Source organism: Streptomyces sp. NPDC025618, assembly GCF_055558795.1.
Genome location: NZ_JBVHLW010000027.1, coordinates 16,522 through 30,156, shown reverse-complemented (window position 1 = coordinate 30,156; position 13,635 = coordinate 16,522). Strand labels below are relative to the sequence as shown.

7 protein-coding genes are annotated in these 13,635 nt (G+C 72.6%); all 7 read right to left on the bottom strand.

Annotated features, from left to right (window positions below):
• Position 1: 1 nt before the first annotated feature.
• Entirely contained in the window at positions 2–6,046 is a 6,045-nt protein-coding gene (locus ACZ4A5_RS21840; protein WP_467586490.1) for an SDR family oxidoreductase, read from the bottom strand.
• Positions 6,047–6,175: 129 nt separating this feature from the next.
• Positions 6,176–7,651 (bottom strand): acyltransferase domain-containing protein, encoded by a 1,476-nt coding sequence (locus ACZ4A5_RS21835; RefSeq protein WP_467586487.1) that lies wholly within the window; start codon positions 7,649–7,651, stop codon positions 6,176–6,178.
• Between the two features lie 128 nt (positions 7,652–7,779).
• Entirely contained in the window at positions 7,780–9,153 is a 1,374-nt protein-coding gene (locus ACZ4A5_RS21830) for an NAD(P)/FAD-dependent oxidoreductase (RefSeq protein ID WP_467586484.1), read from the bottom strand.
• A 72-nt stretch (positions 9,154–9,225) separates the two neighbouring features.
• Positions 9,226–10,683, bottom strand: a complete 1,458-nt coding sequence (locus tag ACZ4A5_RS21825; protein ID WP_467586481.1) for an MFS transporter — start codon at positions 10,681–10,683, stop codon at positions 9,226–9,228.
• Positions 10,677–11,999, bottom strand: a complete 1,323-nt coding sequence (locus tag ACZ4A5_RS21820) for a wax ester/triacylglycerol synthase domain-containing protein (RefSeq protein WP_467586478.1) — start codon at positions 11,997–11,999, stop codon at positions 10,677–10,679. Before ACZ4A5_RS21820 ends, ACZ4A5_RS21825 begins: the two co-directional genes overlap by 7 nt.
• A gap of 187 nt (positions 12,000–12,186) precedes the next feature.
• A complete protein-coding gene (locus ACZ4A5_RS21815; RefSeq protein WP_467586476.1) occupies positions 12,187–12,417 on the bottom strand; it encodes a response regulator transcription factor in 231 nt (76 codons plus the stop codon).
• A 342-nt stretch (positions 12,418–12,759) separates the two neighbouring features.
• Positions 12,760–13,581 carry an IclR family transcriptional regulator gene (locus ACZ4A5_RS21810; protein WP_467586473.1) on the bottom strand — a complete coding sequence of 274 codons (822 nt, stop codon included), beginning with the start codon at positions 13,579–13,581 and terminating at the stop codon, positions 12,760–12,762.
• Positions 13,582–13,635 lie beyond the last annotated feature (54 nt).

Sequence of the window (13,635 nt, the reverse complement as noted above, 5' to 3'; positions counted from 1 at the left end):
GTCATGTCCCTTTCCGGTCGGGCGCGTCGAGGGCCACGGCCTCGCCCGTGCGGGCGTCGACGTAGCCGATCAGGGTCGCCTGGAGGTCCTTCATCTGCAGGAGCATGCGGCCGTCGGGCCGGGTCGCGACGAAGCGGTTGTCGACGCGGTCGGCGGCCAGGTCGAAGCCGGGCGGGGTGGCGTAGAGGTCGATCCGGTCCTCGCCGGTGGACAGGACGTGGTCGTTGGCCTCCTCGTAGAGGTCGATGCGGCGGATCGCCAGCGGTGCCGCGACGGGCACGAGGTGGCCGTCGACGAGGTCCAGCACCCCGACCCGCGCCAGGCCGTCCAGCAGGACGCACGGGACGGTGAAGCGCGCCCACGCGGGGTCGTCCTCGGGGAGCGCCAGGGCGTAGCGCCCGCGCTTGCCCTGGGGGTGGATGCGGGTGTCGGCGGTGGAGACGAAGGGCCCGGTCAGCTTCACCGGCGAGCCGGGCTGGTGGTACGGGTCGGGCACCGGGATGTCGTCGGCGGTGTCCCAGTGCTCCCACCGGGGCGCGGCCGGGAAGGCGTCGGCGAGCAGGACGCGGGCCGCGAAGTGCACCCGGTCCGCGATCAGGACGGCCCCGTTCGGCGCCACCACGTCCTCGGTCACCAGGACCTGCACGACGGTGGCGTCGCCCTGCTCCCCGGCGATCTCGGCCTTGATGCGCTTGGGCCGGGCCGGGAGGTCGCGGTAGACGCGCAGGAAGTGCTCGAACCGCAGGTCCTCGAAGGCGATGACGTGCTTGCCGGGCACCAGGTGCCGGGCGGCCTCCGCCGCGAGCTCGGTGACGAAGGTGCCGGGCAGCGTCGGTTCGCCGCGCACGGTGTGGTGCTCCAGATAGCCGTCGGTCTCCAGGTCGAAGCGGCACTCGAAGACCGCGGACTTCGCGTCGGACTCGACCACGCGGCGCAGGAAGAAGCCGGGGTCGCGGCCCGTGAGGTAGCCGGGGTAGAAGGTCTCCACCGTGGCGCGCTCGGCCTCGCCCAGGTGCACGACGGAGGGCCGCCGCACAGGGGCGTGCAGCTCCCGCACGAAGTGGTGGACGCCTTCGGGGACCGGCATGTTGCTGTAGGAGCCGGCGCGTTCGTAGTACGCCTTCGTCAGCTCGTTGGCGCCCATGCCGACGCTGGCCCACAGTGTCCAGCCGATGGTGACCTCGGCGTGGTCCGTGGTGGCCGCGGCGTAGGTGGACGCGCTGCCCAGGAAGTCGTTGGCCGAGGCGTAGTCCGCCTCCCCGAGCTGCCCGAAGTAGCCGAGCAGGGAACCGAAGTTGCACCACAGGCGGGGCGGCGCGGAGCGCAGCGCGTGCTTCAGGTTGAGGTAGGACTCGACCTTCAGGTCGCGGATGGAGGTGAACTCCGCGAAGTCCTTGTCCCTGATGAGCGCGGAGCGCTGGAGCCCGGCGGCGTTGACGAGCAGGTCGATCCGGCCCTGCTCGGCGAGGATGCGGCCGATCGCCTTGTCGACCTCGGCGCTGTCGCGCATGTCGCAGGTCAGATAGGTGACGCGGTCCGCGCCGCTGTGGGCGGCCATGGCGTCGAGGTTCTGCCGGGCGGTGCGGGCGTTGACCATCCGGTCGAATTCCTTGTTGATGCCCGCGACCGTCCGGCCACCGCGCTTGGCGAGCTCGGCGGAGATGAAGGCCGCGCGGCCCGCGGCGAACTCCTCGTCGCTCCCGGCGTAGACCGAGGGCGGGTACGTGTCGAGGGCGTTGCTGCCGAACACGTAGATCCGCGGCCCGAACTGCTCCGCGACGGCCTTGAGCACCTCGGCGGTGATGCCCCGGGCGCCGCCCGCGACGACGACCACGGAGTCCCGGCCGAGGGCCACCGGGGTGTCCGCGTCCAGGTCACCGGGCTCGTCCTTGAGGCGGTACACCTGGCGGACGCCGTCGGCGTCGACGACGACGGGGAAGTCCCGCCGCGCCCGGCTCTCGGCCTCCGCGCGCTCCACGGCCTCGCCGGTGTCGGTGGCCGAGGTCAGCAGGGCGAAGCCGGTGGCGTCCGGGAGCTCCAGGCCCGCGGTCTTCAGCAGGCCCGTGAACAGGCCGGAGAAGGGGTGCGGGGTGCCGTCGGTCACGGCGCCCTGGAGGAGGACGACGAGGGAGGAGCCGGGTCCCGACAGGTCCTCGTAGGCGTGCTGCACCGCCAGATAGGCGGCGCTGTGCAGGGCGAGGAGCCCCGGGGAGCCCTCGGTGAGCGCCTGGGCGGGGGCCACGGCGCGGCTCAGGTCGCTGAACACCCGCAGCTGGGTGACCGGCTTCCCGGAGCTCGCCAGGGTCTCGCGGACGGCCTCCGGGGTGACCTCCGGCAGGTGGTGCCAGCCGGGGCGCGGGGCGTCGAGCGGGGTGGTCGACAGGACGGTGAGGCCGGTGGTCCGGCCCGCGGCGCGGGCGAGGAGGCCGGGCGCGTCGGTGACGACGGCCGTGCCGTCCGCGAGGAACGGGACCACCTCCCGTACGGTCACGGCCGGTGCCGCCTCCAGGACGGGCACGTGGCGGCGGACCCGCAGGGGTGTCCCGGCCGCCGTGTGGTCCTGCGAGAGGAAGCCCTCGGGAAGGGGGCCGGTGATCGCGCCAGTTGTCGTGCCGGTGGTTGTGCCGGCGGTCGCGCCGGCGGCCTCCGCCGGGGCGGAGCCGGTCGCTTCGGCGGGGTCGCCGGGGACGGTCAGCCGGAGCCGGGCCCCGACGCCTCCCTCGGCGTGCTCGCCCTCCTCGCAGGAGAGGACGACGGTGCCCGCCGGGCCGTGCAGCGCCTTGAGGACGGCCAGTCCCCCGGCCGCGCCCAGATAGCGGGCGTTCTCGGGCGCGGAGGAACCGCACAGCAGGGTGTCGCGGTGGACCTCTGTGCCACCGAGCGCCTCGTCCACGTACGCGAGGACCGGCAGGCCCGCGCGCTCGGCGCGCTCCTCGGTGGTGAGGGCGAACAGGAAGCCGCCCTCGGCCAGTTCCGTCGCGTGCTCCGGGAGGAGCTCGCCGATCAGGGAGCGGTATTCGGGCAGGCTGTTGCCGTTGATGCCGCCCGCCAGCGCGAAGTCCAGTTCACCGGTGCGCAGGTAGCGGCCGGCGGAGGTGATGGACGACAGGGCGGAGGCGAAGCCGGAGTCCATCGTCATGTTCGGGCCGTGGAGGTCGAAGTAGTTCGCCACGCGCGCCGAGATGATGTTGGGCATCTGCCCGGGGAACGAGTCCTCGTTGGACTCCGGGATCATCGCGCGCACCTGCTCGCGCAGCCGGTCGAGGATCCGCGGCACGGCCTCGGAGCCCGCCCGCGGCGAGTCGGCCAGCGCCCGCTCGACGTCGTCGAGGTAGCAGCGGTTGGCGTAGAGCATCGCGGCGCGGGTGGGGCCCATGTGCCCGACGAAGACACCGGTCTTGGCGGCCTGCTCGCTCCAGAAGTCGGGCATCTGGTCGCGGAGCTGGTGCGCGCACTCCAGGATCATCAGCTGGCAGCGGTCGAGGGCGCGGATCGTCTTCGGGGGCAGCCGGACCTTGCTGAAGGGCGGCGGCGGGTAGTCGGCGCCGAAGCTGTCGAGCGGCTTACGGCCGCCGGCCAGCCAGTTCACGACCTCGTCGCGCCCGTCCAGGCCCGGCAGGTGGGCCGACCAGCCGACGATGGCGACCCGGCTCTCGGTGTCCGGGGTCTTGGTGACGGGGGTCTCCGCCACCTCGGCGGGCGGCAGCGGCTCGGAGACGATCAGGTGGGCATTGGTGCCGCCGAAGCCGAAGCCGGAGACGGCCGCGAGCCGGGGCCGATCGGCGCTCTTCGGCCACGGCCGCGGCTCGGAGGTCACCTCCAGCTCGGTCTCGTCGAGCCGGAAGTCGGCGCGGGGGCTGCTGAGGCGGAACTGCCCGGGGATGGTGTGCTCCTCCAGGCCCTTCAGGTTCTCGATGAGCGAGACCACGCCGGCCGCCCAGCCGGTGTGCCCGATCAGGGACTTGTTGGAGGTGACGACGGTGGGCCGGGAGGTGCCGAAGTGCTCGCGCAGGGTGGTGAACTCGGCGAGGTCACCGGCGGGCGTGCCGGTCGCGTGCGCGTTGATCCACTGCACGTCGTCGCCGTCGACCTCGCCGTCCTCCAGCGCGCGCAGCACGGCGAGGCTCTGGCCGTCGGAGTTCGGGGCGTAGATCGCCTTGCCCTTGCCGTCCGAGGACGAGCCGAAGGCGCGCAGCACACCGAGGACACGGTCGCCGTCGCGGCGCGCCTTGCTCAGCCGCTTGAGGACGACGAGGGCGGCGCCGTCGGCGAAGATGACGCCGTCGGCGCTCTCGTCCAAGGCGTGCACCGTGCCGCTCTTGGAGAGCCCCTGGAGCTTGGAGAAGAGCACCGTGCCGCGCGGCGCGAGGGCGAACGCCCCGCCGCAGACGGCGATGTCCTGCTTGCCCATCAGCAGGCCCTTGGCCGCGATGTCGATGGCGTAGAGGGAGGAGGAGCACGCGGTGTCGACCATGTGGAGCTCGGTGGACGGCGGGAGGATGCCCGCCATCGCCAGCTCGCCGACCCGGTGCGGCAGGAATCGCGCGGGGTCCTGGCCACCGCGCCGGTAGCGGCGGGCGAGCGCCTCGTCGATGTCGTCGCGCAGGCCCTCCCGCTCCCCGGCGGGCACGTCGAGGCCGTCGACGATGCCGTGGGTGAGCCGGGTCAGGCTCTGCAGGACCCCGGCTTCCTCCAGGTGCTGGCTGCCGTCGGGGGTGTAGCCGATGACGAAGGAGGCGCTGTCGGTGGGGCTGTGGCTGACCCCGTCCAGCGCCTGCACCAGGCTGTGGCGCAGCCACTGCGTGGTGAGCTCCTGCTGGTCGGCGCCGCCGGGCATGCCGTCCAGGGCGCCCTCTGCGGGGGTGAAGCCGGTGATGAAGACGCAGTGGTCGGCGTACGCCTTGTCCTCGGCGGCGAGGTCGGGCGAGTGGAAGCTCTCGTGCTGCCAGCGGTCCTGGGGGACCTTGACGAAGAGCTCGTCCCCCGTCATCCGCAGCTTCCAGAACTCCTCGGGGCTGTTGGCCCCGGCGACGGCCATGCCCATGCCGACGATGGCGATCGCGTCGTCGCCGTCCTCGGGCTCGGTCCCGGTCTCGGGCTCGGTCTCGGTCTCGGTCTCGGTCTCGGTCTCGGTCTCGGTCTGAGCCTCGGCCTGGGCCCCGGCCTCCGTCCCGGCCTCGCCCGCCAATTCCCGTACCGCCAAGGTCCCTTCCACAGACGGCCGTTCATCCGCGACGAGGGCCGGCGGCTCTTCGTCCGCCGCGAGCGCCGGCGGGGAGAGCAGCGCCGCGCCGAGCGTCAGGCCGCCGTCGGCCAGGATGACCTGGCCGGTGATCCACCGGGAGTCGTCGGAGGCGAGGAAGGCGACGACGGAGGCGAACTCCTCCGGCGTGCCGAGCCGCCCCAGCGGCGTGGCCCGCGCGATGACCTCCTGCATCTGTGCTGCCCGGGGGAACTTGTCCGCCACCGCGCTGCTCAGCATGGCGGCGGAGGCCGTGTTGACCCGGATGTTCAGCGGCGCCAGCTCGACCGCGAGGTAGCGGGAGGCGGCCTCGGCCGCGGCCTTCGCCGGGGCGCAGGCGAGGTAGTTGGCCATCACCATCTGCGAGCCGCCCAGCGCGGAGACCGTGACGATGGAGCCGCCGCCCGACCTGGCCATCAGCGGTGCCGCGGCCCGCGCGCAGCGCAGTCCGCCCTTGAGGTTGGTGTCGAGGGCCTTGTCGAGGTGCGCGTCGGTGGTCTCCTCCGACGGCAGCAGGGCGCCGTCGGCCGCGTTGTTGATCAGGATGTCGAGGCGGCCGTGCAGCCGGTCGATCTCCGCGAACATCCGGTCGACCTGTTCCTGTCGCGCCACCGAGGCGCGGACGAGGTCGACCCGGACGCCGTCCGCGGCGAGTTCGTCGCGGGTCTGCTTGGCCTGGTCGTGCGAGTGGAAGTAGTTGAGGACGATGTCGGCACCGCGTGCGGCGAGTTCCCGCACGATCGCCTTCCCGATCCCCTTCGACCCGCCGGTGACCAGGGCCACCTTGCCGGTGAGGTCTTTCATTGGAGCCATGTCCTTACTCACGTTTGCGGCGCGATGTCGTTCGGGTTCCCCCGTGGGCCCGCGCCTCCGGCCGGGGTCCGGGGGCCGTCCCCCGGGAGTCGTGCCATGCGGGGCCGTGGGCCGTGGCGGTCAGGCCGCGCCGGCGTGCTCGCGGGCGCCGCTCAGCTCGGCGAGCACGAAGTCGGCGATCGTGTCCATGGTGTTGTAGTTGGAGAGGCGGAAGCCGGACTCGCGCGGCGGCAGGCCGTAGCGCTCGGAGACGCGGGAGAGCAGCTCGACCTGCTTGACGGAGTCGACACCCAGCTCGGCCTCCAGCTGCACGCCGCCCTCGAAGACCTCCTCGGGGTACTCCAGGGCCTCGGCGTAGAGGGCACGCAGGGCGGCGAAGACCTCGTCGCGGTCCGGACCGGCACCCGCGGCGGGCGCTGCGGGGGCCGCGGCCTCGGGCGCGGCGGGGGCGGCAGGAGCGGCGGCCGGGGCGTTCTCCCGCTGGAAGGCGGCGAGTTCGTCGCGGACGTACGCCAGGACGTCGTCGCCGTGGCGGGCCCAGTACGCCTCGAAGACGTCGGAGGGCACCGCCGGGGCCAGCAGGCCACCGAGGGTGGGGGCTCCGGCGGCGTGCGCGAGGCCCGCCTCCCGCAGGACGTCCAGGGTGGCGTCGAGGGCGAGGCGGCCGCCGCCGTCGAGGGCGAGCGTCGCCAGGGCGCGCACCCCCGAGTCCGGGGTGAGCCGGGTGACGAGCTTGGTCAGCGCGGGGCGCCCGCCCGCCTCCACGAAGGTGGTGACCCCGGACTCATGGAGGTGGCGCACCGCGGTCGCGAACCGGACCGGCTTGACGAAGTGCTCCGCCAGCAGGTCGGCCAGGGCGTCGTCGGGCTCGTAGTAGCGCTGGAGGATCGGCGAGTAGACCGGGCGGCGCAGCGGGTGCTGGTCCAGCTTGCGGACGTACGCGGCGAACTCCGGGACGGCCGGGGCCAGGGCGGGGGTGTGGAAGGGGAAGGGCGCGTCGATCTCGATCGCGTTGATGCCGAGCTGCCGGGCGATGGCCGTGACGCGGTCCAGGACCTTGTCCGGGCCGCTCACCACGGTCTGCTCGTCGTGGTTCTCGGTGGCGACGGCCAGCAGCGGCTCGTCCACCAGGTCCAGCAGCAGGCGGACCCGGTCGGCGCCCGCGGTGAGGGCCACCATGCGGCCGTCGATGCCCTGCTGCCGCTGGATGACCGCCACGCGCTGCGCGACGATGCGCACGCCGTCCTCGACCGAGAACGCGCCCGCCGCCACGAGGGCGGTGATCTCGCCGAGGCTGTGGCCCGCGAGGACGTCCGGCTCGACGCCCTGGGCGGCGAGGATCTCGTACGCGGCGAGGCCGGCGGCGTAGATGGCCACCTGCGAGACCCAGGGGTCGTCGGCGAGCAGCTCGCCGAGGTCCGCCTTCTCCTGGCCGAACAGGGTGTCCGTGATCCGCCGCGCGAAGAGGTTCTGCGTCTCCGCGTCGATCTGCTCGAATACCCGCCGGATCTGGGGGTAGCTCTCCTTGGCCGAGCGGAGCGCCGCGCTGTCGAAGCCGCCCTGGCCGGGGAAGAGGAGTGCGGTGTTCTGTGCCATGCCGATGTCTCCGTTGCTGTTTTTGGTGCGGGTGGTTCGTCGGTGCACACGGCTTCGCCGCGTACGCCGGGGTGTGCTGCGTCGAGTTGGGGATCTGGGGGCGCGCCCCCAGTCGCGGAGAAGAAGCGCTAGGCCGCTCGGCGCGCCTGCGGCGCCAGCAGGTACTCGCCCATCGGGCCGAGGTTCTCGGCGATCAGGCGGTCCGCCAGGCGCGTCGCGGGCGGTACGTGCCGCGGCAGGCCCCTGGCCAGCCATTGCACGAAGCGGAGCTTCCAGCCGGGGCCGGGGCCCGGTTCCAGGTGGTCCAGGAGGGCGTGGATGTTGCGCGGTGAGTAGAACCGCGCGGGATCGACGACGGTGGCGAACATCCCCACCATGTCGCGCCCGTGTGTGGGGCTGCGGCTCATGGCCCGGATGAAGGCGATCTCCTCCCGCGTGTGGTTGGAGATCACCGCGTGGTCGCAGGTGTAGCGGTAGTGCCCGGTGACCATCTCGTCGCGCCGCCGCGCGTAGCGGGCGAGCGCTTCCGGCAGCGGGGCGCGCCCCGACAGGCCGGAGTCGATGGCCTCGGCGAGGAGTTCGGCGCCACGCAGCCCGTAGGTGATGCCGGAGGCTGTGATCGGGTCGCGGGTGTACCCGGCGTCGCCGACGAGCGCCCAGCCGGGGCCGTGCGAGCGGCGCAGGAAGTTGGGGACCGCGCCCGTCAGCCACTTGTCGGCCCGCTTGGTCTCGCGCAGCAGCTGGGCCCGCTCGGGGTCCACCTCGGCGAACGCGGAGATGACCGTGCGGTCGCGCTCCTCGTCGCTGCCCGCCTTGAAGTCGGCTACGGGCAGGGCCACTCCGACGATGGTCAGGCCGTCGTGCGTGGGCCAGGTGAAGGTGTGCTTGCCCGCGTGGCGGTAGGTGCGGACCTTCCCGTCGTGCGGGATGCCCTCCCAGTAGGACCAGTGGCTCTTGTTCAGTACGGGCTTGGTGGCGTACTTCTCGGCGCCGGCGAGGCGGGCGACGGTGGAGTTGGAGCCGTCGGCGCCCACCACGACGCGGGCGTGCTCGACCGCGGTGACGCGCTCGCCTGACTCGCCGCGCACGCCGGTGACGGTGCCGTCCTCGTCCCTGAGGAGCTCGCGGAGGGAGAACCCCTCGCGGAACTCCGCGCCGGCCTTGATCGCCGCTTCCAGCAGGATGCGGTCGAGTTCGGCGCGGTCCGGGGAGTACGCCTCGTCCACGCCGTCGACGGCGGGCAGCCGGGCCATCAGCTGTGCCGGGCCGCTCTTGAGGCCGTACTCGTGGATGGGCGGGCAGCCGGTGGCGGTCAGTTCGTCGAGCAGGCCCCAGTTCCTCAGCCGGAGGATGCCCGGCGGGTGAACCAGGTTGGTCGCCGCGGCCTTCCCGCCGGGGAAGGTGGCGCGGTCGAGGAGCAGGACCTTGTGGCCCGCCTTCGCGAGCAGCATCGCCGTGGAGGCGCCGCCGACCCGCGCCCCCACCACAATCACGTCGTACATGTACGTCCCCCAAGTCGTGCGGGTTTCCGGCTGGTTGCCGAGGAACCCGTGGTGCTTTCCGTACGGGCGTCCTCAGCGCGGACTCTCCAGAAGGTCGCCGTCCCGCGGCAGCCCCGCGTCCCGCGCCCCGCCCGCCGCCGCGACGTGCTTGCCGCGTGCGCGGCGGGGTGCGGTGAGGATGGCGAGGCAGCCCAGGGCCGCGAAGCCAGCGCCCACCCAGGAGGCGGGGACGAGGCCGTCCACGAAGCTCCGTGGTGTGCCGTATCCGCCCTGCGCGGTGAAGACCGAGGTGAGGACGGCGACCCCGAAGACGCCGCCGAGTTCGCGGAAGGTGTTGTTGGCTCCGGAGGCGATGCCCTGGTCGCGCGGGGCGACGATGTTCATCGCCATCTCGGCCACGGGGGCGAAGAACAGCCCGAGGCCGATGCCGCCGAGCACCAGGCCGGGCACCTCGTCGGAGTAGGCGGTGTGCGTGCCGACCACGGAGGCGAGCCAGCCGAGCGCGACGGCCTCGGCCAGCAGGCCCAGGGCGACCACGAGGCGGTTGCCGATCCGCGCGGTGAGCAGGGCGGCGACCGGGGCGATCACCACGGGCATGGCCGTCCAGGGCAGCATCCGCACGCCGGCCCCCAGCGGCGAGAAGCCCTGGATGTTCTGCATGAACTGGGTCAGCAGGAACACGAGGCCGAACATCGCGGCGAACATCATCAGGCTGGCGACGTTGACGGCGCTGAACGCGCGGTTGCGGAACAGCCGCAGCGGCAGCATCGGGTGGCGGGTGCGGGCCTCCCAGAACACGAAGGCGATGAGCAGCACCACGCCGCCGATCAGGGAGACGAGCACCTTGCCGCTGGTCCAGCCGTCGTCGGTGGTGCGCACCAGGGCGAAGACCACGCCGAACATGCCGAGGATCACCAGCACGGTGCCGCCGATGTCCAGGGAGCTCTCGGGGTGGGTGCTCTCGGCGAGCTTCCACGCGCCCAGCAGCAGCACCACGATGCCGATCGGCACATTGATCCAGAAGATCCACTGCCAGGAGATCTTCTCGACGACGGTGCCGCCGATCACCGGGCCGAGGGCGACGGCGAGGCCGCTGAGCGCGCCCCAGATCCCCAGCGCCATGCCGCGCTTGCGCTCGGGCACCGCCGCGGTCAGCAGGGTCAGCGTCAGGGGCATCACGATGGCGGCGCCGAGGCCCTGCACCGCGCGGGCGACGATCAGTTGCCCCGAGGAGTCGGACAGGGCGCAGGCGGCGGACGCCCCGGTGAAGACGACCAGGCCCACCAGGAACATCCGGCGGCGCCCGAAGCGGTCACCCGCCGCCGCGCCGGCCATGAGGAAGACCGCGAAGGTCAGGGTGTAGGCGTTCACCGTCCATTCGAGGTCCTGGAGGCTCGTGCCGAGGGACTCCCGGATGGCGGGGAGCGCGGTGATCACCACGAGGTTGTCGAGCGCTGCCATGAAGACCGCGAGCCCGGTCACGATCAGGGTCCAGACGGGGTTTCCGCGTGGACCGGACCGACTCAGCATGAGGGACCCTTCTGGTGAATGGACGGCGGGGATGCGGTGGTCAAGGGGGTGTCCGTGGGCGCGGACGGCGCGGACAGGGTGTCCAGTGCCTCGCGCCACAGGGCCGCGAGCCGGTCGGCCCCGGGCAGTCTGCGGTCGTAGAGGAAGCTCACCCGGACCCGGGAGCCGCAGGAGAGCAGCGTCACGGAGAGGGCGTTGCCCGGCAGGAGCACCCCGAGCGGTATCGCGTCGATCATGGGATCGCCCTTGAAGGACAGTAAGGCGGGCTGGCTGTAGTTGGAGGCGTAGAGCGGGGACGAGCGGGGGCTGAGCAGGCGCCTGACGGTCCATCGGGTCAGGGCCGCGGGCAGCAGGGCGACCAGGGCCCTGCTCGCGGGCCGCAGGCCGCGCGAGCGCATCCGGTGGGTGCCCTCGACGAGCTCCGCGAACGCCGCGTCGGTGCGCAGCCCCTGGCCGGGGAGCGCGACGACCGCCGTGGTGAGGTGGTTGCCGGGGGCCGCCTCCTCGCCCGTGCGCCGGGTGCTCAGCGGCATCCGGACCGGCACGGGCGCCGCGCGGAAGACCGCCCGCACCCCGCCCCTCTCCCCCGCGGCGCTCCAGGTGGCGAGCGCGCCCCAGAGCGCCATGAGGAAGGCGTCGTTGAAGGTGCCGCCGAACCGCTGCCCCAGCAGGCCGAGTTCGCGCTGGGTGGCGCTCGTGCTGCACACGGCCAGGTGGCCGGGGCGGGGTTCGGGCGCCCTGGGCCAGCGCCGGGCGGGCAGCAGGCCGCGTACGAGGCCGGCGCCCACGCTCAGCGTGCCGCGGAGCAGTTCGTCGGGACACGCCCCGAAGAGCGGGCCCTGCTCGTCCCGGCCCCTCCGCTCCGGTTCCTTCCCGTCACCGAACAGGGAGCCGATGACGTGCACGGCGCCCATGCCGTCCTCGGTGCTGTGGTGGACGCGGTAGCACACCGCGTACTCCTTGGGCGCGTAGCCGTGGACCAGGTGGAGGGACCACAGGGGTCCGCCGTCGGGCAGGGGCAGTCGTGCGAGGGCGGTGAGCACCTCGTCCAGCGTGGTTCCCGCGGGGAACTCCTCCTCCCTGAGGTGGTCGCGTATGTCGAAGACGGAGCTGGGCACGTGATACGCCCGGCCCGATGTGGTGGTCGTCCGGCAGGTCAGCCGTGGCAGGCCGGGCAGCCTGGCCACGAGGTGGTCGCGGAGCTCCGCCAGTGGGGGCGGGCTGCCGCGGAACCTCAGGAACTGGCCGTGGGTCAGGCCGGGTTCCCGGCCCATGGAGAGGAAGACCTCGTCGATCGGGTTGAGTGGACGCTTCAATTCCGCTCCCAGTCGAGCACTACGGGGGACAGGGCACCGGTGCCGCGCGGATGTACGGAAGGCATGGCGCCGCGGAAGTCTGCGACGGCGGCCGGAGTCCTGGAATGCGGATACCCCGCGGAAGGTTTTTCCGGGCCGGTATTCGAGCACTCTCCCCCGTGCTCTCCGAACCGCCGTGCAATTGACTCTAGCGAGCGGCGATCACCCGGGGGACTGTACCTTGGTACAGGAACCGGTAGGTGTGCGCGACCAGACCGGCCTGCAATCTGGATTCCACGCACAATTTGCTGAGCACACGGGCCACATGAAACTTGACCGTGCGTTCCGTCACATCCAGCCGTTGCGCGATGCTGCGATTCGAGAACCCCTCGCCGAGGAGCTCGAACACCTCCGCCTCGCGCTCCGACAGCAGCGCCACCCGCTCCGACTCCCGCTGCCAGGGCGGGGTTCCGACCTGGTCACCGGCCGTGCGGGCGGCACAGGGCGCACTGGGCGCCGGGGCGTACGGACACGCGACAACGGTGCAGGACACGGGAATTCCCCCTTTTCCACGGAACTCGGGCGCAGGGCCACCGGCTTTCATCGCACCCAGTATCAAAGGGTCGCGGCACGGCCTGTCAAGGAATCCCCGGGCTCTCCCGCAGGGCGAGAAACGGTGCCGCGCTTTCCGTTTTCCCGCCCCGCGAGAAACGGCATTTCAGAAGCGCGGTTCCACGTTCCCCGTGCTGATTCCGCAAAGAAAAGTTAACTTTGCGGAAACTCAGTACGAGCTGGCGGTCTCCGCCGACCAGGCACCGCGGTCGCCCGCCCGGCCGAAGCCGTCGGCCGCCCGCCTGGTGGCGCGGGCCAGGCCCGGCCAGCACGGGAGGAAGCCCTTGGGCTTGAGCACCGCGACGGCCCCCATGATGAGCCCGTCCCAGCGGACCGGGGCCGCGCAGCCGAGCCACCCGGCCGCGCACTCCTCCATGTCGAGGGCGACGCCCTGCCCCCGTACGTCCTCCAGGGACAGCAGGAGTTCGGCGTTGTCGCGATAGGCCCCCGGGCCCGCGCCCGCGGGGGCCGGCTCCTCCAGGACGGCCTCCTGGATGATCCCGGGGAGGTGGGCGAGCATGGCCCGGCCGGCGGCGCCCGTGCGCAGCGACTGCGAGACCTCCAGGAAGGTCCGGTGGCCGATGCCCAGTTCGGAGAGGTCGGAGTCGCCGACGGCCATGTCCAGGCACTGCTTCCTGGCCCCGCCGAAGGGCGCCAGCGCGAAGAGGAAGACCAGCCCCCCGCCGGTGTCCGCGCGCAGCTCCTCCAGGAGGGCGTGCGCGACGTGGGTGTTGGGGGCGTGGGAGAGCGCCTTCAGCCCGAGCCGGGCGGCGCCGGAGCCGAGCCGGTAGAGGCCGCGGCCCTCGCGGGCGAACGTGCCGTCGTAGACACCCGACTGGAGAATGCGATGGACGGTGGAATCATCCAGTCCGGTTATCTCGGCGAGCTCACCCGGGCCGTGCACCTGCCCCTCGATCTCGGTGAAGGCCCGCTGCACCCGGAAGACCCGGTCGGCATGGGTACTTCCTCCTATAGCGCCGCTCCTGCCCATGAAGTCCACTACCCCCCTGGTTGTCCTCACACGGTGATCAACCACGGTCAACAG

Bases quoted from the DNA above. Each gene is read 5' to 3' on its own strand.
- ACZ4A5_RS21835 (WP_467586487.1), bottom strand. From the start codon at position 7,651: ATGGCACAGAACACCGCACTCCTCTTCCCCGGCCAGGGCGGCTTCGAC.
- ACZ4A5_RS21810 (WP_467586473.1), bottom strand. From the start codon at position 13,581: ATGGGCAGGAGCGGCGCTATAGGAGGAAGTACCCATGCCGACCGGGTC.
- ACZ4A5_RS21840 (WP_467586490.1), bottom strand. From the start codon at position 6,046: ATGAAAGACCTCACCGGCAAGGTGGCCCTGGTCACCGGCGGGTCGAAG.
- ACZ4A5_RS21830 (WP_467586484.1), bottom strand. From the start codon at position 9,153: ATGTACGACGTGATTGTGGTGGGGGCGCGGGTCGGCGGCGCCTCCACG.
- ACZ4A5_RS21825 (WP_467586481.1), bottom strand. From the start codon at position 10,683: ATGCTGAGTCGGTCCGGTCCACGCGGAAACCCCGTCTGGACCCTGATC.